The 25,881-nt window shown below is 40.8% G+C and carries 22 protein-coding genes; 7 read left to right on the top strand and 15 right to left on the bottom strand.

The genetic code is table 11. The features are described from left to right. Positions 1 to 42: 42 nt before the first annotated feature. The 5 genes from AC2SLT_RS11020 to AC2SLT_RS11000 form a co-directional block, all read right to left on the bottom strand. On the bottom strand, positions 43 to 2,049 hold the full coding sequence (locus AC2SLT_RS11020) for an ATP-binding protein (protein WP_486547699.1): 2,007 nt from the start codon (positions 2,047 to 2,049) through the stop codon (positions 43 to 45). A 20-nt stretch (positions 2,050 to 2,069) separates the two neighbouring features. Then, complete coding sequence (locus AC2SLT_RS11015) at positions 2,070 to 2,243, bottom strand: type II toxin-antitoxin system VapB family antitoxin (protein ID WP_486547698.1); 174 nt, start codon at positions 2,241 to 2,243, stop codon at positions 2,070 to 2,072. Positions 2,244 to 2,262: 19 nt separating this feature from the next. Further along, entirely contained in the window at positions 2,263 to 3,249 is a 987-nt protein-coding gene (gene ylqF / locus AC2SLT_RS11010) for a ribosome biogenesis GTPase YlqF (RefSeq protein WP_486547697.1), read from the bottom strand. A gap of 147 nt (positions 3,250 to 3,396) precedes the next feature. Further along, positions 3,397 to 6,477, bottom strand: coding sequence for a DUF2339 domain-containing protein (locus AC2SLT_RS11005; protein WP_486547696.1), 3,081 nt, complete (start codon positions 6,475 to 6,477; stop codon positions 3,397 to 3,399). Between the two features lie 146 nt (positions 6,478 to 6,623). Beyond that, a complete protein-coding gene (locus AC2SLT_RS11000) occupies positions 6,624 to 7,376 on the bottom strand; it encodes a dienelactone hydrolase family protein (protein WP_486547695.1) in 753 nt (250 codons plus the stop codon). Between the two features lie 565 nt (positions 7,377 to 7,941). Between AC2SLT_RS11000 and AC2SLT_RS10995 the strand changes: the two genes are divergently transcribed. Beyond that, positions 7,942 to 8,421 (top strand): YcgN family cysteine cluster protein, encoded by a 480-nt coding sequence (locus tag AC2SLT_RS10995; protein ID WP_486547694.1) that lies wholly within the window; start codon positions 7,942 to 7,944, stop codon positions 8,419 to 8,421. A gap of 277 nt (positions 8,422 to 8,698) precedes the next feature. Here AC2SLT_RS10995 and AC2SLT_RS10990 read toward each other — a convergent pair whose 3' ends face one another. The 4 genes from AC2SLT_RS10990 to AC2SLT_RS10975 all read right to left on the bottom strand — a co-directional run bounded on the left by AC2SLT_RS10990 (position 8,699) and on the right by AC2SLT_RS10975 (position 13,412). Next, on the bottom strand, positions 8,699 to 9,970 hold the full coding sequence (locus AC2SLT_RS10990) for an ammonium transporter (RefSeq protein ID WP_486547693.1): 1,272 nt from the start codon (positions 9,968 to 9,970) through the stop codon (positions 8,699 to 8,701). Between the two features lie 116 nt (positions 9,971 to 10,086). Further along, positions 10,087 to 10,425, bottom strand: a complete 339-nt coding sequence (locus AC2SLT_RS10985; protein WP_007394533.1) for a P-II family nitrogen regulator — start codon at positions 10,423 to 10,425, stop codon at positions 10,087 to 10,089. A 486-nt stretch (positions 10,426 to 10,911) separates the two neighbouring features. Next, positions 10,912 to 11,772: a universal stress protein gene (locus AC2SLT_RS10980; protein ID WP_486547692.1), complete on the bottom strand. Its 861-nt coding sequence runs from the start codon at positions 11,770 to 11,772 to the stop codon at positions 10,912 to 10,914. A 122-nt stretch (positions 11,773 to 11,894) separates the two neighbouring features. Next, a complete protein-coding gene (locus AC2SLT_RS10975) occupies positions 11,895 to 13,412 on the bottom strand; it encodes a SulP family inorganic anion transporter (RefSeq protein ID WP_486547691.1) in 1,518 nt (505 codons plus the stop codon). 366 nt (positions 13,413 to 13,778) lie between these two features. Between AC2SLT_RS10975 and murD the strand changes: the two genes are divergently transcribed. After that, positions 13,779 to 15,392, top strand: coding sequence for a UDP-N-acetylmuramoyl-L-alanine--D-glutamate ligase (gene murD, locus AC2SLT_RS10970; protein ID WP_486547690.1), 1,614 nt, complete (start codon positions 13,779 to 13,781; stop codon positions 15,390 to 15,392). Positions 15,393 to 15,473: 81 nt separating this feature from the next. Beyond that, positions 15,474 to 16,682, top strand: coding sequence for a putative lipid II flippase FtsW (gene ftsW, locus AC2SLT_RS10965; RefSeq protein WP_486547689.1), 1,209 nt, complete (start codon positions 15,474 to 15,476; stop codon positions 16,680 to 16,682). Between the two features lie 113 nt (positions 16,683 to 16,795). Here ftsW and AC2SLT_RS10960 read toward each other — a convergent pair whose 3' ends face one another. The 6 genes from AC2SLT_RS10960 to AC2SLT_RS10935 all read right to left on the bottom strand — a co-directional run bounded on the left by AC2SLT_RS10960 (position 16,796) and on the right by AC2SLT_RS10935 (position 22,180). Next, the gene (locus AC2SLT_RS10960; protein ID WP_486547688.1) at positions 16,796 to 17,797 is read right to left on the bottom strand and encodes a glutamyl-Q tRNA(Asp) synthetase; all 1,002 of its coding nucleotides are present in this window, start codon (positions 17,795 to 17,797) and stop codon (positions 16,796 to 16,798) included. Between the two features lie 171 nt (positions 17,798 to 17,968). Continuing rightward, a complete protein-coding gene (gene dksA / locus AC2SLT_RS10955) occupies positions 17,969 to 18,403 on the bottom strand; it encodes an RNA polymerase-binding protein DksA (RefSeq protein ID WP_486547687.1) in 435 nt (144 codons plus the stop codon). 191 nt (positions 18,404 to 18,594) lie between these two features. Further along, positions 18,595 to 19,434: a metallophosphoesterase gene (locus AC2SLT_RS10950; RefSeq protein WP_486547686.1), complete on the bottom strand. Its 840-nt coding sequence runs from the start codon at positions 19,432 to 19,434 to the stop codon at positions 18,595 to 18,597. Positions 19,435 to 19,523: 89 nt separating this feature from the next. Further along, on the bottom strand, positions 19,524 to 20,312 hold the full coding sequence (locus AC2SLT_RS10945) for a metal ABC transporter permease (RefSeq protein ID WP_486547729.1): 789 nt from the start codon (positions 20,310 to 20,312) through the stop codon (positions 19,524 to 19,526). 296 nt (positions 20,313 to 20,608) lie between these two features. After that, complete coding sequence (locus tag AC2SLT_RS10940; protein WP_486547728.1) at positions 20,609 to 21,412, bottom strand: metal ABC transporter ATP-binding protein; 804 nt, start codon at positions 21,410 to 21,412, stop codon at positions 20,609 to 20,611. Positions 21,413 to 21,553: 141 nt separating this feature from the next. Further along, positions 21,554 to 22,180 (bottom strand): Fur family transcriptional regulator, encoded by a 627-nt coding sequence (locus AC2SLT_RS10935; protein ID WP_486547685.1) that lies wholly within the window; start codon positions 22,178 to 22,180, stop codon positions 21,554 to 21,556. A gap of 253 nt (positions 22,181 to 22,433) precedes the next feature. On the opposite strand from AC2SLT_RS10935, the gene AC2SLT_RS10930 reads away from it, so the two are divergent. The 4 genes from AC2SLT_RS10930 (at position 22,434) to atpE (ending at position 25,881) form a co-directional block, all read left to right on the top strand. Then, complete coding sequence (locus AC2SLT_RS10930) at positions 22,434 to 23,510, top strand: metal ABC transporter solute-binding protein, Zn/Mn family (RefSeq protein WP_486547684.1); 1,077 nt, start codon at positions 22,434 to 22,436, stop codon at positions 23,508 to 23,510. A gap of 423 nt (positions 23,511 to 23,933) precedes the next feature. Next, positions 23,934 to 24,383 (top strand): ATP synthase subunit I, encoded by a 450-nt coding sequence (locus tag AC2SLT_RS10925; protein ID WP_486547683.1) that lies wholly within the window; start codon positions 23,934 to 23,936, stop codon positions 24,381 to 24,383. 352 nt (positions 24,384 to 24,735) lie between these two features. Next, positions 24,736 to 25,602 carry a F0F1 ATP synthase subunit A gene (gene atpB / locus AC2SLT_RS10920; protein ID WP_486547682.1) on the top strand — a complete coding sequence of 289 codons (867 nt, stop codon included), beginning with the start codon at positions 24,736 to 24,738 and terminating at the stop codon, positions 25,600 to 25,602. A 33-nt stretch (positions 25,603 to 25,635) separates the two neighbouring features. Further along, complete coding sequence (gene atpE, locus AC2SLT_RS10915; RefSeq protein ID WP_096065249.1) at positions 25,636 to 25,881, top strand: F0F1 ATP synthase subunit C; 246 nt, start codon at positions 25,636 to 25,638, stop codon at positions 25,879 to 25,881.

Below are 25,881 nucleotides of genomic sequence, written 5' to 3'. Positions count from 1 at the left end.
TTATAGCTTAGATTAAAATAATCTAACGTTCAAACTATAAACCTAGGACTTTTTATGAGTATTATTTAGCCACTCTATACCCAAAGGTGTTGTCTCATATGTTTGATTGGGATGGTTAAGAACGTCAGCAAAGGTTCTTTGTATCCAGCCTTGTTTTAATAATGAATTAATATAGTTTGCACGTAAGTACTCTGGGTTTCTATCAAGAATTTGTGCCAAATCTTCTGCACTATAGGCATAAAGTTGGCACAATAATACTATTAACCTTTCAACTTGCTCTTTGGATGCTTTTTTAGGTAAGTTCTCAATAAGGATTTTAACTTCCTTACTCAGTACGAAATTCTCTACTGTACTTGCAAAGTCTAGGTAATGCTGTTTATTAGCTCCTGAGGTTTGATGATTAGCTCCTGAGGTTTGATGATTAGCTCCTGAGGTTTGATGATTAACTCCTGAGGTTTGATGATTAACTCCTGAGGTTTGCTTATTGGTTTTTAAGGAATCTTTATCAAAATTATTGTAAAGACCTAAAAGTAAGGCATGCTCAGTTAATGTATACGTTGTAGAGCTACCTCCACCTTGTTTGTGTAATAAATCTTTTTTACAAAGTCGAGATAATAGGCGACTTGCTGATAAGGTATCTAACGATGTAACTTCCCTAAGTGTACTATTGTCAACCCCTCCGGTTTCATAAGCTAACATAAGTGCCATAGCGTCATCGTCTGATAAATCGTGATTATCGAAAGCTTCAAGCCATTTTAACTGTTTATCGTCCATCAATTGATGTAATAAAAAAATAGCTTTGAAGTAGTTTCTAGCATAATCGCTATCAAACTTTGGCTCGCTAAGCCCAGCTTGTTTTAGTTTGGCTTTTATAGTGCGAATCCCACTACCTTTAGTCTCAGCGAATCTTAAATCGTATAGAACAGATGCTATTAAGGGGTTTCGAGTAACTGAGCTTGGACTATCTAAGGTATCTAACGGTTTTAATGAGTAACCGGCATTTTGTAATTCTAGTCGGTTTTTAAATCGATTGATTTGAGAAGGTTGGTTTTCAGAGTAATCACGATGCATAATCATATTAACGACAGCTTCGCGAACCACTCTTTGAGGTAATAAAGGTTTATCAGATCTTTGAAGTTGGTTATCATCTAAACGAAAGTGATTCGGCATATCATCCATAATCATGGCTTCAATGCGAGGAATCATAGTTATCAAGGACTCACGGAAATCTTTTGTATACACGAATCGATTATCACTATCTTCAACCCATTGCGTACCCTGACTTCGGATATAATCAACGCGAGCCATAGGAAGGTGACGGCGAAGGGCTATTGAGGAGCCAAAAAGAAGTAAACCTGCAACATTAGGTTTGAATGAACCGTTTTTTTCAATGATTAAATTAAGAGACAGAAGTAATTCAGTATCGCTATAGTCTAATTCGACAGCATCTGGCTGAACCTTAGCTCTTTGTTTTCGATAAAATGCAATTACTCCAGGGTCGATATCAGACCAAGAAGCCTCTGGAAGAATAATGTTTTCAAAAGATTGACCCGTTTTAGCAACGATAATATCAGAAAGGTCATCAATTCTAGCTTCATAATCACCGTTAATACCACGTCGCCAGACTCCTGTCTTAGTAAAGTTTTTGTTTTTCTTACCACTGGCTATAAAGCCACAAGGCTTAGAGGTAGGTTCTAGCTCGAAAACTTTGACGACAATTATTTTTTTATCTTCTATATTGAGAATGCCTACGTCAATTTGCACTGTCGTATTAAATTGATTTCGACAATTATTCTGTAGTTCACTAAGTAACTTGTCTGTATCATTAATGCCACTTATCCAGTAATTATCATGATTTGCATCTGGTTCAGAGACACCAAGTAGTAAATATCCATGATTAATATTAGGTTCATTAGCAAATGCACAAACCGTTTGCATCACCGAATCACCAATACCACCTGAGGCGCGTTTGGCCTCAATATTGCGTAGCTCAGAGGAAGAACTAAGTTTCTGATATACGTTTACCATCTCTTCTTTTAATAACATCATATTTCCGTTAGATGAATTTGTTAAAGGTCACCCTCACAGGATAATTTACCTCGAAGCTGTCTTATATCTTGTTGCTGAAGCATTTGTATTAAAAGTTTCAGTGCTTGTTCAATAGCTGCTTCAGGAGTATTTGATCCCGATAGACGCTGGGCTTCACTGATAAGCTTGTCATCAATATCAATAGTAATCTGCATGCTCCGTTTCCTATAAAATCTACTTCCGATTCTTCCTTGCCCGTTTTTTACGCAGCTTTTTTTCTTCAATTTTCGCTAGTCTTTTCAGCTCGGCTTCTTCTCGTATCCGCTCTACCAGCTTGTCTTCTTCTTCCCGCATGGCAGGGGTTTCCAAGGTAATACGCCCTAATGTGCCACTGCGTAACTCGTTAACCAAAATCTCCGACATACGGTAAGTATCCACCACACCGCCTTTTTTGAGCAACCCTCTATTGCGGCCTGCCACTTCGAAGAAATCCCAGTCGGTTTGCGGTAAATCTTCTATTTTATAACGTTCTTTTAATAGGTTTGGGTACGCCTGAATCAAATATTCAGCGGTATAACTTGCTACATCCGAAAAGTCAAAAGCGGTGTCTTTAATGCCACCAGTGGCCGCTAAGCGAAAGCCGGAATTGGGGTTTTCAATCTTTGGCCATAACATACCGGGGGTATCGTAAAGCATGATGTCGTTGTCGATTTTTATCAGTTGTTGTGACTTGGTGACCGCTGGCTCGTCGCCTGTTTTGGCAATACTGCGTCCTGCTAGGCTATTGATCAAGGTAGATTTTCCGACGTTGGGAATGCCCATAATCAATACTTTGATTTGTCTGCCCGTGCCCGCTTTATTAGGCATGAGTTCTTTACACAGTTGTACGATGCGTTTGACATCGCTTGACTTGTTATCATCACAAGCAATAGCCTTGACTTGATCTTGTTGTTCTAGATAGTCAATCCATGCTTGGGTCTGGTTGGGGTCAGCAAGGTCGGCTTTGTTTAGGATTTTGATAACGGGTTTGTCACCCCGTATCTTGTCTTTGTATAAACTGGCGACCATGGGGTTTTCGCTACTAAATGGGATGCGTGCGTCGATTACCTCGATGACCACATCCATATCGGGCATGATTTCTTTAATTTCGTTACGGGCTTTATTCATGTGGCCAGGGAACCACTGGATGTTATTGGGCTGATTGATATTGTACTGACTCATTGCTCGAACCGTCGCTTATATAGGATTGTTTGATTATATTTTACATGATAACCCGACTTTAGGTTGACTTGTTAAGCCAACCTATAGATCGACTGTCTATTATGATTGGTATTTATTGATTAGAGTTTATCGAGTGACGCCTATCGATTAGTCGTTAGGTGTGGCGGCTTCTTCTTCAGGCGGCAATGGCGCTAAATAACCAATTAATAATATCAAACTACCCGCACCCAAGAAGGAGATAACACGCCAGATGGCTTGAGTTTGTGACAAGTCAACCAATACCAGTTTGAGCACGACAGCACCAAGCAGACTAATCCCCATAAACCACCAAAAGCGTTTGCCATTGCGGCTTGACATAAAGGTGGCAATCAGTGCGGTTAGCGTCCATAAAATGGTCAACCCGGTTTGTACTTTATCGCTGCTCCATGCGCCATCACTCCACAATGATGTTCCTGCATAGGTGTGCAAGGTTCGAACTAATATACTTGAGAGCACCCAAAAACCTAGCAGACCTATTATTTTTAATAGAATCGTCTTTTTTGAACTCTGTCCTAAGCTGTGGCGTAACCAATGCGTGCTTAACAAATAAAGTAGAACCAGTAATACACTGATGTCGTACAAATTTAGTAGCGGTATATAAGGCAATCCCCAAACGACACCGTCATGTTGTAAATTGCTGATCACTACCCACCCAATGGCTATTGGTACAAAGAAATAAGAACTACCCAATAAGGCAGTATCCCAATTAAACCAAGAGGGTAGGATAATTTTGCTTCGAGACACCCAATACGCTAATCCAATGAGACATAAGCTTGGGGCGATAATACCTAACACGCCCCCCGAATCTGGTAATAGATAATGTGTAAATTGCGCAATTAGAAGTATGCTCGTTGACAACCAAAATGTGGGCTGAAGGTTGCCAACGTTATGCCAGGTCTTTTGTTCAGTAATTTTATGTTCAGTTATACGGCTATCGTTATCTCTATCATGTTCTATATTTTCAATATTTGATTCATGTTCTAGATTTGCTCTATTTGTTATCACTGTTTGATCATCTTCGAACCAGTTTTTTATCCATAACTGTCCTATCATGAGACCACCAATAACAAGAAGAGCATAGATTAACCAGTTAAAGGATTCGTTTGTATAATAGCTTTCAAAGTGTTCAGGTAGGATTAAGAGGAGTACAACATAAAATAAGCTTAGCAAACCATGATTAAATATGCTGACCTCAGACCACGTGCGATAGCGATCAATAAGATAATAAACGATAAGATTACTCAGTAGAGCAGTTGCCATAAACAAAGAGACATTTAAATAGCTCAGGTTAAACCAATTATCAAGATTTAAAGCGGTTACCAATAGCGTCCAAAACAGTCCTATTAAGGTTAATAAACGGATGAAAGCGGGAGACTGCCATATGCCTTTAAATACTGTGCTATTAGTGTTTACGCAAGACAATAAGTTCTTGTCTCGTACCGAATCAGAACGAAAGGGTGAATAGGCGTGACGCAGTGCAAACATCGATGCCATCCAGCATAGAGCAGATATACTCAGTGCCAAACAGCTGGCATGCGCACTCTTTAAATCAAATCCCATACCGTCTAACAAGCTTAAGATGGCAAGCGCTTGTAGCAACACGCCAAAAAGTACTGACCATGCGCGTAGTGAGCGCCGACCAAACCAGACTAAGGCAAGACCCTGCACACTCCAACCAAATGCGACCCACTGAGCATCCAACTCAAGTGGAATAATCAACGCCAAAAACCCAAATCCTAACGCCAACATGCCTTCGGTAAGCAGCGCATAACGTCGACTACGCTGTGCCAATATCCATCCCACCCCAAGGTAAGTCACAGACATAACCGCACTGACTACGGTTAAACCATGTGCGACATCATCCAATAACGTCGCCAACAAGCCGAATACTAGTAAAGGGGTCGCAAACATTAGGCCTGTATCTATAGGAAATAAGATGGCCTGCTTGACGGATTGATTGGCATCAATAGACTTTATGTCAGACACGGTATGGTTATAGGCGATAATTTGTTGAGCGTAGCGAATGGCGATAAACAGGTACAGCACCCAATGAAAGCCAGTTATTAAAACGAGCGGCCATCGCTGTGCTGCAAACGTTGCAAAATTATTATTTATCGCATCTGTAAAGCCCCAATAATAGGCTAGACCAAAGGTAACCGCTGCGCCTAATAGGTTTAGCACCTTCCACGTACGATAGTGAGCAATAATGGCAATAGCGGTATTTAGCAGCAAATAATAGCTAAATAATACCGTCAAGCTACCCGTATCACTACTGGTCAATATAGGGGCTAAAAAAGCACCTGAGAATGCCAAAAGTGCTAATGGAAAAGCATTTTGGCGTATTGCCAGTGCGACCGTAATCGTCGATAGGACGCCCAATAGTACAAAACTAGGTACGCTTGGGAGGACGTGATATACCTGATAGGCAAAGAAAGTCGTTAAGTAGGCAGTACTTAGTCCAGCACCTTGCAACGTAATACCATAGCTAAAGCGCTTTTTCACCAGCTTTAACCCTAACCCTGCAACGACCAGCCCAATAATGCCGATGGATAGTAATTTAACTTCGATCGGGGTGTCAAAATACTCACTCAATAAGCGTAGCAATAGCACCACGCCCATAAGCAATACGATTGCGCCTACCCGTACTACCAAATTGCCACCAAAGAACCAGTTTTTAAAGGAGCTTAATAATGACGTCACGATAGGCAGTGACTGCTCGTCTGGTGCGGACACCTCTTTTGACACAGATTGGGACAGGTTAGAAGACGCGTTATGAGAATGGTGAATTGTTTCTTTCAGTTCAGCGTCTGCTTCAGCAGTAGTGTCGGTTGTGTGGTTTAAATAGATGCTTTTTACATCAGCTTGAGCGGTGTCCACGTCAGACTCGATTTGATTTTTAGCTTGAGTTTGATTTTTATTTTGATCGGAATGATAGGATGATAGATTGGCTTGAGTCGTCTCAAGCGATGAATATTCAGATGAGTTTTCTTCAGAGGCAAGATATTCTAGGGTATCTGGCTTAACTAATTTATTTGAGTTATTCGAATCATTTAGTTGACTTGAGTTAATTTGCTCAGAGACGTGTTGCAGCTCTTCTTTTAATGTCGAAATGTCATTCTTTAGCGCATCAATTTTACGTTCAAGCACAACATAAAGTAGTATCACTACAACTAAAAAAATAACCCACATAAGCATCCTTACCACCGATATTAATATTTACAGCAGTGATAGTGACGCTTATGGGGCTAAAACGCAAGTCTTAGTAGCCTACATTTATAGATATATATACCTATAATTTAGACTACAATTAATTATAACGCTGTTTTCATAACGCTCTATTCATAATGGTTATGTAACTTCTCACGCATAAACGCGATCATTTTATTCCAGCTCTCATTAGCAGCTGTTTCGTTATAGCCTAAATCAATGTCGTTTTCTGCGGCACGCTTATCTGCTTCAGGATTACTAAAGCCATGTTTCGCGTTATCATAGATATCGACCGTATATGTGACATCAGCGTCATCAAGTTCTTTTTTAAGATCCTCAATGGCATCCATTGACACCATGCTATCGTCACGGCCATGAGCCACCAATACCTCTGCGTTAAATGTACCTTTTTCAGCAGGTTGTTTTGGGGCAGGGTTACCGTGGAAGGTTGCCACTGCTTTTAGAGGCATACCTTCACGCGCCATATCTAGGACAATTTTACCCCCAAAGCAAAAACCGATGGCTCCTAGGTTATTACCGTCGACCGGCAATTGGTCGCTAAAATCATTTAGTATTGATCGGCAACGTGCCATTAGCTTATCTGGGTCAGCCAGCATTTGCTCCATCCATTCGTTCGCTTGCGCCGCGTCAGTTGTAAGCTTACCCTCGCCATAAATATCCATAGTAATAGCCGCAAAACCGGCTCTGGCCAACTTTTCAGCAACGTGTTGTGGGTATTCTACTGAGCCCCACCATTCTGGCGCCACTAAAATTCCGGGTACTGAGCTTTCATCAGTTGTATCTTCTGGAAGTGCGACATAGCTGATTAGCTCCATGCCATAGTCAGCAGTTGTTTTAAGCTCATAAGTCTTAATATCCATTGTTCTATATCCTTTTTAGTTTGGGTTTATTTTTAAGTCAATTAATCGATAGTGTTTTATTAAAATAGCCAACACTAATAAATGTTTAACAGGCGCTAGCTATTCTTGTTTTACGTACGTTTTAAAATATAAGATTTACCCTGTTCTCAACTTATTAAAATTCACTGTACACTGGTGCTTTTAGCCCAGCAAATCAAGAGCTTTAATCAAAAATGCTGGGCTAAAGCAACAGCCTACATTAAGAGTTGAGATTGAGGTAAGATTTCTAAAATTGTATACGTTCTAAAATAGCAAAGATAGGTTGCCGTTTCGATTTAAGAATTGTGAAGATGTTTTGTGTTTTAACATCGACTTTGTAGTGAAAGACACTTTTTTCAGTTTTTAATTTAAGGTGATATGCTTTTATTTTAAGGTGCTAATTTAAGATGCTATTTTAAAGTGCTAAGTGAAAAATTTAAGCCAAACGATTTTCAAAAGCCCTTTATAATAGCGTTAAATAGGATGGAATTTATTATAAGTCCTCTTATACCGTCTCCTACTCTATCGTCTACTGTTGAGGATTAATGTGACCCAAACGGATGTACTACGCCCCAATTTTTGGCAGAACTATACGCTTGAAGAGTTGACGCTTGCTGAGTGGGAGGCGCTGTGCGATGGTTGTGGCGGCTGTTGTCTTGAGAAGTTTTTGGATGATCCTGATGAGCCTTATGGGGTGGAATACACCGATGTAGCTTGTAAACTATTAGACTGCGGTACGGGTTTTTGTTCTAATTATGACAATCGTCATCAGTTTGTGCCAGAGTGTGTGTCACTTACTGCCGATAAGCTTGAACATATGATGTGGCTACCTAGCAATTGCGCTTATAAGCGATTGTATTTAGGCCAGGGTCTGCCAAGTTGGCACTTATTGATCACCAAAGACGTTAAGGCAACTCAACAGGGTATGAAAGAAGCAGGGGTCGGGGTAGCAGGGCGCTGCGTCAGTGAGATTTTTGTGAACGAAGATGAATTGGAAGATAGGATTGTACGCTGGGTAAAAGCCTAGAACTATTGTCAGCGAACTACTAAACGGTTATAGCGTTAACCTCGTTAAGCCTATTGCCGTATTACTTGCTACTTGCACTCGGTTGCCTTGTATCTCATATAGTTGCCTATGACTATATTACTGCCAACTTTTTTTAAACTCTTCAAAGGCTAACCCTCTTCCTTTTCTCTAAAGGAAGGGTTAGGGATGGATTTTCTAACCAACAAAAAAAGGAGCCCGTTAAGGACTCCTTTTTTGATGACTAAAGCGACACTAACTAAAACCTAAATATAAAGGACTAGTTGACAAATTCAGGATAGGCTTCTTGACCACATTCTGATAAATCACCACCTTCATACTCTTCTTCTTCTGAGATTCTAATACCCATAACGGCTTTAAGAATACCCCACACAATCAAGCTACAGACGAATACCCAAACAAAGATTGTGATAGCGCCTACAAACTGACCAAAGAAGTTAGTCTCAGGGTTGGTAAAAGGCACTAGCATAAGACCAAAGAAGCCAACCACACCATGCACTGAGATCGCACCAACCGGATCATCAATCTTCATTTTATCTAATGCTAAGATTGAGCAGACCACGATAATACCCGCCATCATACCAAAGATAGTCGCCAATAAAGGCGTCGGCGTATCTGGGCCAGCCGTGATAGCCACTAGTCCAGCCAAAGCACCATTTAATAACATGGTTAAATCCGCTTTACCAAAGATGAGGCGGGCTAGAATTAAGGCACCAATTGCACCACCAGCAGCGGCAGCATTAGTATTAACAAATACGATAGCGACTAAGTTTGAACTGGCGATATCGCCAAGTTTCAACACTGAACCACCATTAAATCCGAACCAACCCATCCAAAGGATTAGAGTACCTAAAGCAGCTAAGGGTAAGTTAGCACCAGGAATAGCACGTATCTCTCCATTCTTACCATATTTACCCTTACGAGCACCAAGTAATAATACCCCTGCTAAGGCAGCAGCGGCACCTGCCATATGAACAATGCCAGAACCTGCAAAGTCAGTAAATCCTAGGTCACCTAGTGAGAACATTCCAAATACAGAATTGCCGCCCCACGTCCAGCTGCCTTCCATAGGATAGATAAAGCCTGTCATCACAACGGCAAACGCAAAGAAAGCCCAAAGCTTCATACGTTCAGCAACTGCGCCCGATACGATAGACATACAGGTTGCCACAAACACAACTTGGAAAAAGAAATCGGAAGCCGATGAATAAACAGAATCACCATCAAAGCCGTTTTCTGCTGAAGCAGCTAGTGCATCTGCTACTAGTGTATCGCCTCCCATAATACCTTCTAAAAAGAAACCACCACCATACATAAAGTGATAACCGCAAATGAGATACATGGTACAAGCAATGGCAAAGAGACCGATATTTTTGGTTAAAATTTCAGTGGTGTTTTTTGAGCGAACAAGACCTGCTTCTAACATGGCAAAACCGGCTGCCATCCACATAACTAGGGCGCCGCAGATTAAGAAATAAAAGGTGTCTATAGCATACTGTAGTTCAAAAATATAATTTAACTGATTTTCCACGATAATTCCCCCTTGGAATACAATCTAATGATGCGTGTTAATGTCTTAACCTCTGAACGTCTAAATGAAAAATGTGACGAAAAGACGACGTTAGGACACTAATTAAGTTGACTGGTTTAAATAGCGTCGGGACCTGTCTCTCCGGTACGAATACGAATCACTTGCTCAAGTGGGGAGATAAAGATTTTACCATCACCAATTTTGCCGGTACTTGCTATGCGAGTTATGGCTTCAATAGCAGGCTCCACCATTTCATCGGTGACTGCCACCTCCACTTTAACTTTAGGTAGAAAATCAACCACATATTCCGCGCCACGATATAGCTCGGTGTGTCCTTTCTGACGACCAAAGCCTTTCACCTCTGTAACCGTAACGCCCTTAACACCTATTTCAGAGAGTGCTTCACGCACATCATCTAATTTAAAGGGCTTTAATACCGCTGTAATCAATTTCATAAGAAATCCTTAATAATGATTTTGATAGTTATATAGATAGCTCGTTGGATAGTTATTGGCAATAAACCGCTGGTAAGCAGGTTATCGTTAAACTATTTATCACTTGTGAAGTCAATGTTTCAAGAATTGTGCCAACTAAAAACGAAGGGGGATAACGTTTTTAAAGCAATAAAAGTTACAAAATGGTGCATTATTTAGATTATGCACCAAATAGGTACGCACCATAACGGATAATAACGGATTTATTATAGCGAAGTTTACCCCGATTAGGTTAGTCATTAGTTAGCAATTTGTGAAACCTTTGAAAACCATAAAATAGCTAACTGACGACCCATTGAGTTATTAAACGGTGGGACATTTTAAGCAATAGAACCTGTATTCATACTCTAAATTAAAGGTATTTTAGACAATAAGGCACTGTTTTGAGTTATGCATAAAAGCATAAAAGGATAAGTGGCGACGGCTAAACGATGAATACAACCAGGGTTAGTGACGGGGATATAGTAGATAGGGGGTGCTACTGGCCTTTAACATTTGACGTGTGTTACTGCCGTGCAATAGTTCATGTAAGCGTGACTCTCCAAACGCGCCAGTAATTAACATATCAAGTTCATTTTGACGTTGGTAATACATCAGAGCGGCTGTCACATCACGACTGTCTATTAATGCCTTCTTACACTGAATACCCGCTTGTTTAAGCTTAGCATAAGCCTCGCGTAGGGCATCTTTGTTACGTTCATTCTCTTCACCCACCATGACCACATGTAGTGTCGTGTTACGCACCAAGGCATTGCTACATAGCCACTTTAATAGTGCGTGGCAAGTCGGACGATTGTCAAACGCTAATAACGCTGTTTTTGGTGCTTTAAACGCTTCTTGGGTAACTAAGGTAGGGCAGCGACTCGCCCGAATCAATTGTGATAAAGTGTCTTTACACGTTACCTGATGACCAATAACGATCAGTTGGGCGCTATTGTTAACATAGTCCAAGCTTTCAGAGATGGAGGAGTGGCGGTGTAGAGAATAAGTCTGCTGTTTATCGAGACTCTTATGCTGTTGACAGTAATTAGCAGCTTGTTTTAGCAGTAAACGGCCTTGATTGTGACGCTTACCGTTGGTATTTTTCTCTTCTAAAGTTAACTGGTTGAGTATGGCGTCACTATCATCAGCAATTAAGCAACCTGAAAAGTCTACCGCAGCTTTAGAATGAACACTGGGTACAGAGTACAATAAGCCAATGGGGGCGTGTAACATTTTAGTAGCCCACAGGCTACCATCAAGTACGGCTTGTACATGGTCCGGACGATCCAGACAAGCGATGACACTACCAGGTTTTAAATTACTCATATCAATCACTCAATCGGGACAGCTATCGAAAAAATAAAAACAACTTAGGGTCTGTTGAGCATTCAGGCATACTAATAACATTAATTTTTAATAACATTGATTTTTAATAACATGAATTTAAATTAATCAAGCAAACCGATATCACGGCGATCATGGACTGAGAACTTGTCAATGATAGTACGGCTCGCATTATTTAGTCCCATAACTTTAACATCAATCCCTTCACGTTGGAAACGAATGACTAATTTATCCAGCGTATCAACCGCCGTGATGTCCCAAAAATGAGCTTGGCTGACATCAATGACCACTTTATCTAACGCTTCTTTGGTATCAAAGCTGTCTATAAATTGCGTGCTTGAGCTAAAGAATACTTGACCTTGAACATAATAGTAGCGTGTGTTTTGGTCTTCGTCGTACTCACTGAATACACTTAAGAACTGACCAATCTTGTTTGCAAAGAACAGCGCAGACAAGAGTACACCGACTAACACACCATACGCTAAATTATGAGTAAATACGGTCGTTATGACGGTCGCTAACATCACTACGTTAAACGACATGGGGTGTGTTTTAAACTCTCGCAATGATTCCCAGTTAAAGGTACCGATTGACACCATGATCATCACAGCGACCAGTGCCGCCATAGGAATTTGGCTGACCCATTCACTCAAAAATACCACCATAATCAGCAGTACCACACCGGCAATAAGGGTCGATAATCGGGTACGACCGCCAGATTTGACATTGATAACGGATTGCCCAATCATAGCACAACCTGCCATGCCACCAAAGAAGCCTGAGGCAACATTAGCAATGCCTTGACCACGGCACTCACGGTTTTTATCACTGGGGGTATCCGTTAAGTCATCAACGATAGTTGCGGTCATCATCGATTCAAGCAAGCCCACTATCGCCAGAGCAATAGAGTAGGGCGCAATAATCAGTAATGTCTCAATAGATAACGGAATATCTGGCAATAAAAACATCGGCAACGTATCTGGCAGCTCACCCATATCACCGACATTACGGATATCCAATCCCATGTAAAGGGCCACAATAGTCAGACCGACAATACAAATTAAGGGGGAGGGTATAATTTTACCGATCTTAGGAATAAGCGGAAAACCATAAATAATTGCAAGGCCAGCAGCGGTCATAATATAGACAGGTAGCCCTATTCGACCTGCCGCATCTGGGTTCAGGGCGGGTACAAGCTCAGGTAATTGCGCCATAAAAATTAAGATAGCTAAGGCGTTTACAAACCCTATTACGACAGAGCGTGACACAAAGCGCATCAGGTTGCCAAGCTTGAAAACCCCCATAAAAAATTGAATAACCCCGCATAATAATGTTGCGGCCAGCAAGTACTGTAAGCCGTGGTCCGCCACCAAGGTAACCATCACCAAGGCCATCGCACCGGTTGCAGCAGAGATCATCCCTGGGCGACCACCGACAAAGCTAATCACAACCGCTATACAGAATGAGGCATATAACCCTACTTTAGGATCGACACCGGCGATAATAGAAAAAGCGATCGCTTCAGGAATAAGGGCCAATGCCACCACCAAACCTGATAGCACATCACCACGCACATTTGAAAACCACTCGTCTCGGATCGTATTTATAGAAGGTACTGTCATAGTATTTAGTTCGATTACTAATTTATGGGGTTAAATGTTAGGGAGTTGTCAGTATTTAGGTCCGACATAGGGTCATGTGTCATTAATAAAGTATGTTATATAGCCCCTAGGGTCATGGTAGAATAAGAATCGCAATTTAACAAAATTAATTCATCCATTATTTTATCATTGATTCTATTATGATGATTAGGGTCTGTTGAACATTCAAATGTGGAAATGTTCGACAGACCCTATAATCTGATAGGCGCTGAGTGTCGATCTCATGCTTGATTAGCTCAGATGCCCATCAAATCAAGGTTGCTACAAATTAAAAGTTGTTACAAAAAATAGCTGCATCATATCACAATAAAGAAATAAGGACAGACTATGAGTACTGACCCAAGCGTTAGCCCACTGCCGAAAACAATAAACAAAGTTTCTTACAATAAGGACAGTGATTATCATCAGTCTATTAATGGTAATTTAAATAATCCTAATGCAAATAACCCTAAATCTAATAATTCTAGTTCTTATAACAATAATGCTAATAAACAGGTGCAGCAGTATAACCCTTCTTCCATAGCAGACTCAGAACAATTAATACAAAAAGGCAATGGGTTGCAAGTGGTCATTGGGCTGGGTCAGTCAGGTCTGGCAACGGCTAATTATCTTGCACGTCGAGGCTATCGTGTCGCTATCACCGATGCGAGTCCCGCGCCAACACTGGAAAATAAGCTTGATCCTAGCATTGAGATTCGGTCGTTTGGAAACCTTGATGCTGATCTGCTATTAAAGGCAAGTCGCATTATTATTAGTCCAGGGGTTCCATTGACCACACCAGCGGTCGCGCAAGCAAAGCTGGCAGATATCCCTATTGTCAGTGATATCCAGTTATTTAAAGAAGCCTGTCAGGCTCCTATTATCGCAATTACAGGCTCTAACGCTAAAAGTACGGTAACGACGCTAGTGGGACAAATGGCTCAAGATGCCGGTATTAAAGTAGGGGTAGGCGGTAATATCGGTCTGCCTGCTTTAAGCTTATTAGAGGATGACTCGTTAGGAGATAACATGGAGTTGGCAGTATTAGAGCTGTCTAGCTTCCAACTTGAAACGGTAACAAATTTAGGTGCACAAGTGGCAACCGTGCTTAATATGTCACCAGACCATTTAGACAGGCACGGAGATATGTTAGGCTATCATCAGGCAAAACATCGTATTTTCCAAGGGGCTAAATCCATTGTCGTTAATCGTGACGACGCTTTATCAAGACCTTTAATTGGTGATGATATTCCACGTCTAAGTGTGGGGTCAAATGCCCCAGATCTGGGAGAATATGGTTTAATCACTGAGGGTGATGGTAGTATATTTCTATCTAAAGGCACTCAAAAATTAATCAGTGCAGATGAGCTCAAAATTAAAGGCAAGCATAATTTAGTCAATGCTTTGGCAGCACTAGCATTAGGCGAGCTGGCCGGTATAGATAATGAGAGCATGCTGCAAACGTTGCAAGCGTTCTCTGGCCTGCCCCATCGTTGTCAATTTGTGGATAATGTGTCAGGCGTTGACTATTTTAATGACTCAAAAGGCACCAATGTTGGCTCTACTTTGGCTGCTATTTCAGGGTTAGGCTCTGTTTACAGTGCCCAAACTGATGGCAAGACAAAGCTGCTATTGATACTGGGTGGGCAAGGTAAAGGTCAGCAGTTTGGGGAGTTAACCCCTTTAATCAACAAATATGTCAGTCAGGTTTTATTGATTGGGGAAGATGAGTCTATAATCGCTGAGCATATACAGCAAGCTCAGTTGAGCGATGATGTCGAGGTATATCACTGCCACACACTTGACAATGCAATGGATAAAGCGCAGTCCTTAGTTGCGAGTAGTTTGTCGCAAATAGCCGCAGTATTGCTATCCCCTGCCTGTGCAAGCTTCGATCAGTACAGCAGTTATACTCATCGTGGTGAACACTTCTGTCAGTTAGTTGAGCAGTTACCAAGTTAATCCTATGGGCTTTATTGTCCTGTTATTATAAAACGGGCAAATATATACCTTAATAAATCGTTAAATTACAGTTGAAATCCTATGGCAAAAGACACTCCACCTGCATCAGCGTATACCCCAAATGCACTTTCGCAACGTCCCCGTAATAATACAGGTATATTTTCACTGCCTTCTGCTGGTAGTGTGTTGCTAACTAGCGTTTCTTGCTTATTAGTATTGAGTCTTATCATGGTAGCCTCGGCGTCAATCCCTTTTGCCAAAATGCATGAGATGGCACCACTTTTCTTTTTTGACCGTCATCTGTTGTATATGGGGGTTGGCCTATTTGCTGGACTGTTGTTTTATAAGCTACCACTGCGGTGGGTCTATGACATACTGTCATTAGCTTTTGGACTCGCTGTCATTGTGTGCTTGTTGGTGTTTACTCTGATATTTGGCGATGCTATTAATGGGTCTAAGCGTTGGATCGAGATAGGTTTTATTAATTTTCAGGTGGCAGAGCTGGTTAAGCTCGTCATGGTAGTGTTTACTGCAGATTTTGTGGTTCGCCGAGCCAATGAAGTACGTACTGGTATGGGTGGTATTCTTAGAATGAGCGCTTTAGTCAGTGTGTTAATTTTTCTATTAATTATGCAGCCTGACTATGGGTCGTCTGTGATTCTTACGGGTACTATCTTAGCGATTTTCTTTGTCGCTGGCGCCCCCCGAGCTCAATCTATAAGCCTTATCATTGGGGTGACAGTGTTAGGCGCAATGGGGATTATGTTTCAGGAGTATCGGTTGATACGTGCGGTATCATTCCTAGATCCCTTTGATGATATACAAGGATCAGACTATCAATTGGCACGTAGTTTGATAGCTTTTGGGCGCGGCCAAATCACTGGCGTTGGCTATGGCGAGAGTGTGCAAAAGCTTGCTCATTTACCAGAAGCGCATACTGATTTTTTATTGGCGGTGACGGGCGAAGAGTTGGGTCTGGTAGGGGTGGTAACGGTTTTAGTTCTTGAGGCCATGATGATTATGAGTATTATGCGCATTAGTTTTAATGCACTCAAACGGCGTCAAATGCGTTTAAGTTACACCGCTTTTGGTTTCGGCATTATTTTTATTGGTCAGGTAACGGTCAATGCCGGCATGAACATGGGTATTTTACCGACGAAAGGGTTAACTATGCCGTTCTTTAGCTACGGCGGCTCATCAATGTTAATCAGCTTAATCATGGTCGGACTGCTGTTAAGCATCAATAAGCATAGTCCTAATATAAAGAGTGCCTCGTGTCGTTATTATTAGAAATAGTATCTGTTGAACATTTATCACATGAGTATATGAATGGCACTGTTTTAAAATAAAAGGCAGATTTAGCAATTTTGACATAGGGTTTACGAGAAACGTTAAGTTAAAGATTAAACTTTTCCTAATACGCTTTGATACTTGAGTGGGGTGTTAGACCATTGTTGAACCGCTTGAGCCAGCATCGTTTCAGGACTGCCTATCTCAACGTCTGGTTGTTTTAATAAACGGAGCGAGTATTGGATAAGTTGTTGGCATTTTGCAATACTATTCGTATCAATGGGCGTCGCTAAATTTTGCTTAGATAATTTCTGCCCCTGATTATTTTCAACGAGTGGAAGATGATACCAATGTTCAACCGCAGGTAAGTTTAGATAGGACATAATGGCAATTTGAGCCGAGGTCAGTGGCAATATATCTAAGCCTCGCATGACATGGGTAACCCCTTGTAGGCCATCATCGATACTGGCCGCTAAAAAATAGTTAATGGTGCCATCCGCGCGCCGTAACACAACATCCCCTAACGTAGTCTGAGGGTTTGCCCATTGAACCCCTTGGATACCGTCAATAAAGCCCACAATATGGTTGGGCATTTGTATTCTTACTTTGTTCGCACTCAATTGATCTATGTTATGTTTATGCGGTAAATAAGAAGCCGTATCCGTAAGGTTTGATCGGAGCTTACTTTCCCTCGTTAAGCGATTATTGTTCAAGCTATTACTCGTTAAACAATATCTTGGATAGATATCATGGCCTTGCAATTGCTTACGTGAGCAGTGACAGGCATACACACGGTTTAGAAGCTGGGTGTGTAACAGATCATTATACAGTGCCTCTCTTTGTGACTGATAGCAAACGTCGCCATCCCAGTGTAGGCCTAAACGTTCTAAATCTAGTAGTATTTGCTTTGAATACGTAGCATGGCAGCGTTGATGATCGGTATCTTCAATACGCAGTAACCAAGTGCCGCCAAGCGACTTAATATGGCAATAGCTGGCAATGGCTGTGGTCAGAGAGCCTAAATGAAGCTCACCTGTGGGGGAGGGGGCAAAACGGCCCACAATTGACCCTAATTTAGGATCAACAGAGGGCCGTTCAGGGGTATTGATAACCATAAAGAGTCACATTGTCATCGATAACGATTTATTGGGTCGTATATGATAAGCAATATTTAAGCTTAAATGAGCTAGCAACACTAGCTACAGGGATCTAGCTACAGGGATAAAGATAACCACGACAAGCGTGCTATTAGCCATTAAATACAGACCCATTGGCTGTTATCAGAGTTAAGAATGTCCCCAATTTTGACGTTCTTTAATTTCTGATAAGGTCTTGCAATCGATGCACTGAGTGGCAGTAGGACGAGCCTCTAAACGGCGCAAGCCAATTTCAATCCCACAAGTTTCGCAATAGCCATAATCACCATTACTAATTTCAGCCAGTGATTTATCGATCTTACGAATTAACTTACGTTCACGATCACGCGTACGTAAGGCCAGTGCAAACTCTTCTTCCTGAGTCGCTCTATCATTGGTGTCTGACAATGACGTTGACTCATCTTGAATGTAGCTTTTGGTACGGTCAGCATCACCTGCAAGTTGAAGCTTCCATGCTTTTAGAATGGTTTCGAAGTGTTTTAGCTGAGCATCTGACATATATTCTTCATCTGCTTTCGCGTCATAAGGCTTAAAAATTAGGTCGTCAGTAGCAGTTTGACTCATGACAATTTCCTATATCCATTTAGAAGGGGTGCCGAAATAAAATAATTGACTCTTATATCACAAATTCATTTGATTTACTAGAATTATTAAATAAGTTCACCTTACAAATAGTTCAAATTAAACTCAAAGAATGAAGCAGTATAAGTCGATCATAGCGTTTATTAATGACACTGACACCATAGAATAATGACTTACGATATTGAGTTATCCGTCAGTCTGCTTATCCAGCTTTTAATCTCACCATTAGCAGATAGACTTAGCCAACGGTAACCAGGCGCTGCATGTTGATCAATTTCGAAGTCATCTTGCTTGGGGGTAAATTGATAACACGTTGAGGGCGTGCTATATACTTCGATATTGCAATGTCTACCTTCATAATACTGATGAACATGCCCTGTCACCACCGCTTTTACCATAGGGTATTTGCCGATGGTTTGCCAAAATAATTGAGCGTCTTGGGTAATATGAGCATCAATCCAGTCGGAGTTCATGGGTAGCACGTGATGATGCATGGCAATTATGACAGGATAATGACAGTCTGCTAGAGTTTGATGTAGCCATTGCAAGTTTTTGTCACCAACCCGCCCGTAGACCTTACCTGGTACACTGCTGTCTAACAGTAGGATATGCCAGTTATTTACCTTAATGCAGTAACGAGAAAGTAGTCTGGCATCGGGATTATGAGCCACAAACTGACGTTGATCATAGGGTAAGTCAGTGCCTAATTCATCAGTAACATCATGATTGCCGGCGATACAGGCGAAGGGAATACCTGTTTTTGACAGTATGGCATAAAGACGATCATATATTTCAGGCTTCACTTCATTGACTAAATCGCCGGTGACTAAAATCAAATCACAGCGCCGGTTCTCATTTAGTGCTTGCTTAAGACAGGCCATGAAGCTTTGATGATTATTGATGCCTGCGACGGATGTTGAGGTGTCTAAATAAAGATGAAGATCCGTTAGCTGTAGGATATTCACTTTGCCATCTGGGGTTTCAATGTTGTTTAGCGCTGCGTCATTATGCATACAATCCTGCCGGTTAGGTATAGAAAATTTGATATAAGATGGAAGGTAGAGAATTAAAAAATATTAGCTATAAAATAAATCCATCACGTTTAAATCTTAGATACCATAAACGCACTAAAAAAGACAATTGCCAAGCCTAATACTATGGCTAGTCCTGTCGAAATATCTAGTAGAACACTGCCCCAAATGCCGGCAGTAACGGCTAATTGAGCCAGAATAATTGAGATAATCACCATCTGTTTAGGAGAGTGCGAAAAGAGACGGGCAGTCAGTGCAGGAAGGATTAAGAGTCCGCTAATCAATAAGCTGCCTACCGCTTGCAATGCCAATGCACAAAATCCTGCTAATACGCCCAAAAAGAACAAGCGTTGGCGGATCGCATTTACTCCCGCCACTTTGGCTAAGTCTGCATGAGTGGCAAGGATGACCTGAGGACGCCAGATATAAGCTAAGAAGACTATCCCAATTGCGACACAACCAGACAGTATTGGCAGATCATACCAACTAACTTCCAGTAAGTTGCCAAATAAATAGCCCATGACATTAGCCTGCATCTGGGTCAGTTGGGTTAAGCTCAACAAACCCAAACATAGCATGGTCACTGAGACAACCGCTAATAAGGCATCGTTTGGGAGACGCTCGTCTTCAAGCCATAAAAGTCCTAATACCACGATCACACTGACTATGGCGATACCAACGGCGGAGGGTAATTGCCAGATAGCAGCTAAAGCGACGCCAAATAAAGTTCCATGTGCCAAAGCATCGGCAAAAAAAGCCATGCGTCGCCAAAGTACCAAGCAGCCTAAGGGGGCAGATAATAAAGCCAGTAGACTGCCTGCAATCCAAGCAGGCGCAACGATATCTAGCCATTCAGTCAGCATATAAAATCTATCCAAAGCGGGTATCAAAAACATTTAAAAAAGGTGTAGTCAGCGAACTACTAAACGGTTACGGCGTTAACCTCGTTAAGCCTACTCCAGTAGCACTTGCACTCGGTTGCCTTGTAACCATTTTAGACTTCTTAGACTATAATGTGCAGTCTCAAATCTGGCTATTCATGATAACTGTACTTTATCGGAGTCGTAATTAATCAATTCTATAACGCCCTTACTATAGAACTTACGTGTCAGAATTTACGTGTCATCAAAACTTGAGGTCACTACGGATACCGAGATTAGTGAAGGTGAGGCGCATCATGCTGGCAGTCATGGGGCTTGTGAATATAAGGTTGCTCATATTGATGACCAAATAGTTTCTTAAATTCATCAGACACTTCAAGCTCACTGGGTTGACCTTCGCAGCAAATATGTTTATTTAAACAAACTACCCGTCGACTACCACGCATTACCCAGTGTAAATCATGTGAAACCACTACCATAGCACATTGTAAAAACGAGGGCAGGTCATCAATAAACTCATACAACCAACGTTCACTTTCTGGATCTAACCCTTGCATTGGCTCATCAAGTATCAATAAATTTGGTTTTATTAACAATGAGCGAGCCAGCAACATACGCTGGGTTTCCCCACCAGAAAGATGAATAACTTGCTTTTTTAACAAGCGATTAATTGAAAGTCGATCATATAAAGCCGTTTGTTCTTCATCATTCAACTGATTATTGGTTTGTGCTAATAAATCTTCAACTCTTAAAGGTAGAATAGAGGGGACACTGAACTTTTGTGGCACATATCCGACTTTTAGGTCAGGATGACGTCTGATATGACCGGAAGTAGGGGCTATCAGTCCTAAGATTAGCTTCATTAAAGTAGATTTTCCGGCACCATTAGGCCCAATGACACTGATTTTTTCATAAGGCAAAATTTGTAAGTCAATATTACTGAGCAGTACCTTATGTAAGGGGCTTGTATCCGCACTATCGGCTGACTTTGAAGAGCGGGCACTGCTAAGCCAGCCCTTATTTTCTAAACGGTTTGATGAACGGTCATTGAGTTGATAACCTACTGAGTCTAATGTCATTAGTATCGTATCAGCAGGCAATTTACTAGCAGACAATTTACTCGCAGACAAGGTATTAGAAGGCAATAAGCCATCGCTCTTGGCTGGGTCGGATGGATTGCCACTGGTATTAGAATGAGTACTGTCTTTGATAATCATCATTTATGATACGTCCGCAGAAAACGCTGGTGGGTTAGGCAGGCATGTATGACATACCCCTTTTAACTCCATGACGCTTTGCTGTACTTTAAAGCCAACTTGCTTTTTGACATAACCGACAATTTCTTGAACGGGTAGGCCACTAAACTCCTGAACACGCTGGCAAGCAGTGCATAATAAAAATACTGCATTGTGCTCATCACGAGGATGGCAGCAAGGGACAAAGGCATTAATTGAGGTCAATTGATGAATAAAACCAAGCTCTAATAAAAACTCTAAGGTACGGTAAATGGTTGGGGGAGCTACCATTTTAGCTTCGTTACCTTGCTGTTGGGCGCGGTTGTCTTGCAAGCTTTGGATTAAATCGTAAGCTCCCAAAGGTTTATCGGCTTGCAGTATTAATTGATAAACGGTTCGCCGCAGGGGCGTAAAACGAACCCCTTTTTTAGTACACATCTGATCAGCACTGTGCAAACGGGCCTTTATATCTTGTTCACAAAGCGCGTGTACATCGTGTAAATGCGGGCGTTTATCGATTTCGATATTGTTATCACCTTTACTTTCTAAACAAGAATGTTCTTCACAAGAGGTATTCACATCTATATGACCCTCTTCAATTAGATCTTTCATTGTGTACCTCCTAGTACTAGATAACGTCAAGTAAACCTCAATCAGAGTTTAAATAATAAACATTTATTGAGTCAAAGATAGCTATTTTAGTCAAAAATTAAAAAAATCCTTAAAATAATATTTGTTATAGTATAACATAGCAAGTCATTCATCCATGATGGTTTTTCTAAAGACCACTATTGAGCCAGTTTAACGAGTCGTAAGTTAGTCAAATGCTTCGATAGATCTTAATATTATAAAAAAAGAGTGTGCTATGAATATTGTCAAACCTAAAGCTAAGTCGATAAATCCATCACAGCGTTATCGCTTATTTCAGCGTGTCATGCAAAGGGTGGGTTTATCGCTACTAAGTCTCACGTCCTTATTCGCATTTTTAACCGTCCCCGCTCAGGCCGTCGATGACGTGCACCAAGAACAACATGAGCATCATGACCATCTTGATAATGAACCACAGGTGCAACACGCTAATCAGTTGTCAAATAATACAGATAAAAATCAGGCATCACGCCAGTATATAAGTATTAATGACTTACCCGCTAGTATTCGTAACAAAACGGAGGTTGCTATTAGTAACTATCCCCTGTTTTTGCTTAGTGAGGAGGTCACTAAAGGAGCGCCCTCTGGAAAGCTATTACTAGATGCCGGAGACGTAGGGCATCATGGTAGCTTAAGCCCTAGTGACATGAAACATGTCAAAGACAGTCGTTACGTGGTCTGGTTTGGAGAACAATTGGAGTCTAATTTAGTAAAACCGCTTGCCAATAGTCCCAATACCATTAGCTTATTTGATCTAAATGCCTTTAACCGGTTGCCTGTGAGAGATGTCAAAGCGCAACCGATGGATGGTACGCTAGATCCCCATATTTGGCTAGATCCAGATAATGCAAAGGCTATTACCCGAGCACTTGGGGCTATTTATAGTCGTGCTAATCCTAAGTACAAAGCAGTCTATGAGGCAAATGTTCGACGATTTGCTAAAGAAATGGATGCTGCAGTGTCAAAAGTGCAAGTTCAATCGGTAGCACCGGAGCCATATTGGGCCTATCATGACGCATTTGGCTATATTGAATCAACGTTAAACTTAACGTTATCAGGGGCATTAACCACGGATCATCATCTGCCTCCTAAGGCCAGTCAGTTTTATTGGTTGAAACAAAATAGACCGCAGCAAACCATGTGTATCTTATTACAATCTGATAGCAATCAAGGGGTGCTTAGCAAGTTGATGCCAGTAAAAAGTAGCGTGCAGCAAGAAGATATGAGTTCTGCTGATAGTTTTATTTCAGGTTGGTTGGCGCTGGCAGAAGATATAAATCAGTGCGTGCGTTAATTAAAATAGAGAGGTTCTTTGAGATAGTTGCATATTTTGAAATAATTGATTTTATAGTCACTTTGTTGTGAAAGACGCTCTTGTTATTAGTCATTAATATAGATGATTGTTGTAGACAGTAAATGTTCCTATGTATTTTAAAGAACAATACTAAGAACTTATACTAAAATCTGAAGGTAAGCGCTTAGTATAGTCATAGCCAGACTAAAGAGTTACAGGGTTAACCTCGCTACGCCTACAACAGTAGAACTTGTACTCGGTTGCCTTGTACCTTTTTTAGCTGGCTTCGACTATAGTTAAGAAATAATGATACTATTTTTACATAAAATTATAAAAATAGTATTTTAGCTAATGTTGATTTTCTACTTGCTTTACTATAAAGCCATAACTATAATGGTCGGCGTTTTGTATGACAGAATTGTTATGATAACTCCTTCAAAATCGCCGTTACGCGCCTCGCAGAGACTAGCGCTACAACGTCTCAAATTACGACAACAAGCCTACCATAGGGCCTTTGTACTCGTAATCATAATTGCAGTTGCCTGCGTGGTAGACTTTTGGGTGACAAGCAATACGGTCGATGGTTCTTTAAAGCACAATTTTGCGATAGCAAAGAGTGTCAGCTTAGGCGCAATACTAAATTGGTTTGCGCAAACGGTATTCGCTGGATTTGTCTTTAAATATACTGGCGCACCCGCTAAAAACAATATTGTGAGCTATTTATATTTAGGTCAAATAATTAAGTGGGTTATAGTCGTTGCAGGTTTTAGCTTAATATTTATGACTATTAAGTCGATTTTAGCTTCAGCGACTATTATTGGTTTCTTGGCTATGCAAGTAGGACACTTTGTTGCTTTATTAAAAATCCGTTGAAGCCAATGGTTAAAGTATTTGTGATAATCAATGCCACTTTAACAGGTGAACAAAGTGCACGTCATAAGAATTAAATACAACTCTGATAGATTCAACCTTAGCTTTTATAAATTGCAAAATTAATTCGTATATAGTGTATGATATGTTGCAAATCAGTAATACAGTATTTGCTAAAGTAACAGTCAAGAAAGAGAGATTAAAAAAATAAACGTAATCTTTACAGATAAATCTCTCTACTTTAATATATGTAGAGTTTATTTTGGGGTCGGAATTTAATTAGCAAAGAGTCTATAAATGATATTTTTTGCTAAGTAAATTAAAGGTTAATACACACTTATAAGAAGCTAATATTATGGCAGCTGAAACATCCTCGTCTGATTATATTGCTCACCATTTGACAAACTGGACTTATGGCTACTTACCAGGTGAAGGCTGGAAGGTTGCGCATACTGCACAAGAAGCCAGCGACATGGGCTTTATGGCCATTCATTTGGATTCAATGCTTTGGTCAATTGGTTTGGGTATTATATTCTGTGCCTTATTTTGGTTTGTTGCAAAAAAAGCAACATCAGGCGTTCCAGGTAAGCTACAATCAGCTATCGAAATGATTGTTGAGTTTGTTGATACAAATGTTCGTGATTCATATAGCGGAACCTCAAAACTGATAGCGCCACTAGCGCTAACCATATTTGTTTGGGTCTTTTTAATGAACTTGATGGATTTAATTCCAATTGACTATATTCCTGCATTGGCACAGAAGATTGGTGCCGCAATGGGTCATGATCCTCATCACGTTTATATGAAGATTGTACCAAGCACAGATCCTAACATCACATTAGGGATGTCTTTCTCAGTTTTTGCTCTTATTATTTATTACAGCATTAAAGAGAAAGGCTTAGGCGGATTTGTTGGAGAATTAACCCTACATCCGTTTAGTGCAAAGAATCCAATCGCAAAAATTATTTTAATTCCAATCAACTTCATCTTAGAGTTTGTTACGTTAATTGCTAAACCAATTTCACTTGGTCTGCGTTTATTCGGTAACATGTACGCAGGTGAACTGATCTTTGTATTGATTGCCTTAATGCCGTTTTGGATTCAGTGGGCATTATCAGTACCTTGGGCAATTTTCCATATCTTAGTTATTACACTTCAGGCGTTCGTATTTATGATGTTGACGATAGTTTATCTGTCATTGGCATCACAAACCGAACATTAATTAAAGTTATTTTAGGTAAATGAGGATACATCAATGGATCCAGTATTAGGTGGTTACACAGTTATCGCAGTTGCATTACTAATCGGCTTAGGTGCACTAGGCACAGGCATTGGTTTTGCTATCTTGGGTGGTAAGTTTCTAGAAGGTGTTGCACGTCAGCCAGAGCTTGGTTCACAGTTGCAAACTCGTATGTTCATTGTTGCCGGTCTATTAGATGCGGTGCCTATGATTGGTGTTGGTATTGCGATGTTATTGTTATTCGCTAACCCTCTGGCTTAA

Source organism: Psychrobacter sp. CX18 (assembly GCF_057396215.1).
Note: the sequence above shows the minus strand (reverse complement) of the source record. Positions and strands in the feature narration are given on the sequence as shown.

Excerpts from the sequence above, each read along its gene's own strand:
- atpE (WP_096065249.1), top strand. The coding sequence starts at position 25,636 with ATGGATCCAGTATTAGGTGGTTACACAGTTATCGCAGTTGCATTACTA.
- ftsW (WP_486547689.1), top strand. The coding sequence starts at position 15,474 with ATGGCAAAAGACACTCCACCTGCATCAGCGTATACCCCAAATGCACTT.
- atpB (WP_486547682.1), top strand. The coding sequence starts at position 24,736 with ATGGCAGCTGAAACATCCTCGTCTGATTATATTGCTCACCATTTGACA.
- dksA (WP_486547687.1), bottom strand. The coding sequence starts at position 18,403 with ATGAGTCAAACTGCTACTGACGACCTAATTTTTAAGCCTTATGACGCG.
- ylqF (WP_486547697.1), bottom strand. The coding sequence starts at position 3,249 with ATGAGTCAGTACAATATCAATCAGCCCAATAACATCCAGTGGTTCCCT.
- AC2SLT_RS10940 (WP_486547728.1), bottom strand. The coding sequence starts at position 21,412 with ATGACATTAGACTCAGTAGGTTATCAACTCAATGACCGTTCATCAAAC.
- AC2SLT_RS10950 (WP_486547686.1), bottom strand. The coding sequence starts at position 19,434 with ATGCATAATGACGCAGCGCTAAACAACATTGAAACCCCAGATGGCAAA.
- AC2SLT_RS11020 (WP_486547699.1), bottom strand. The coding sequence starts at position 2,049 with ATGATGTTATTAAAAGAAGAGATGGTAAACGTATATCAGAAACTTAGT.
- AC2SLT_RS11000 (WP_486547695.1), bottom strand. The coding sequence starts at position 7,376 with ATGGATATTAAGACTTATGAGCTTAAAACAACTGCTGACTATGGCATG.
- AC2SLT_RS10935 (WP_486547685.1), bottom strand. The coding sequence starts at position 22,180 with ATGAAAGATCTAATTGAAGAGGGTCATATAGATGTGAATACCTCTTGT.
- murD (WP_486547690.1), top strand. The coding sequence starts at position 13,779 with ATGAGTACTGACCCAAGCGTTAGCCCACTGCCGAAAACAATAAACAAA.
- AC2SLT_RS11005 (WP_486547696.1), bottom strand. The coding sequence starts at position 6,477 with ATGTGGGTTATTTTTTTAGTTGTAGTGATACTACTTTATGTTGTGCTT.
- AC2SLT_RS10985 (WP_007394533.1), bottom strand. The coding sequence starts at position 10,425 with ATGAAATTGATTACAGCGGTATTAAAGCCCTTTAAATTAGATGATGTG.
- AC2SLT_RS10930 (WP_486547684.1), top strand. The coding sequence starts at position 22,434 with ATGAATATTGTCAAACCTAAAGCTAAGTCGATAAATCCATCACAGCGT.
- AC2SLT_RS11015 (WP_486547698.1), bottom strand. The coding sequence starts at position 2,243 with ATGCAGATTACTATTGATATTGATGACAAGCTTATCAGTGAAGCCCAG.
- AC2SLT_RS10975 (WP_486547691.1), bottom strand. The coding sequence starts at position 13,412 with ATGACAGTACCTTCTATAAATACGATCCGAGACGAGTGGTTTTCAAAT.
- AC2SLT_RS10980 (WP_486547692.1), bottom strand. The coding sequence starts at position 11,772 with ATGAGTAATTTAAAACCTGGTAGTGTCATCGCTTGTCTGGATCGTCCG.
- AC2SLT_RS10925 (WP_486547683.1), top strand. The coding sequence starts at position 23,934 with ATGATAACTCCTTCAAAATCGCCGTTACGCGCCTCGCAGAGACTAGCG.
- AC2SLT_RS10960 (WP_486547688.1), bottom strand. The coding sequence starts at position 17,797 with ATGGTTATCAATACCCCTGAACGGCCCTCTGTTGATCCTAAATTAGGG.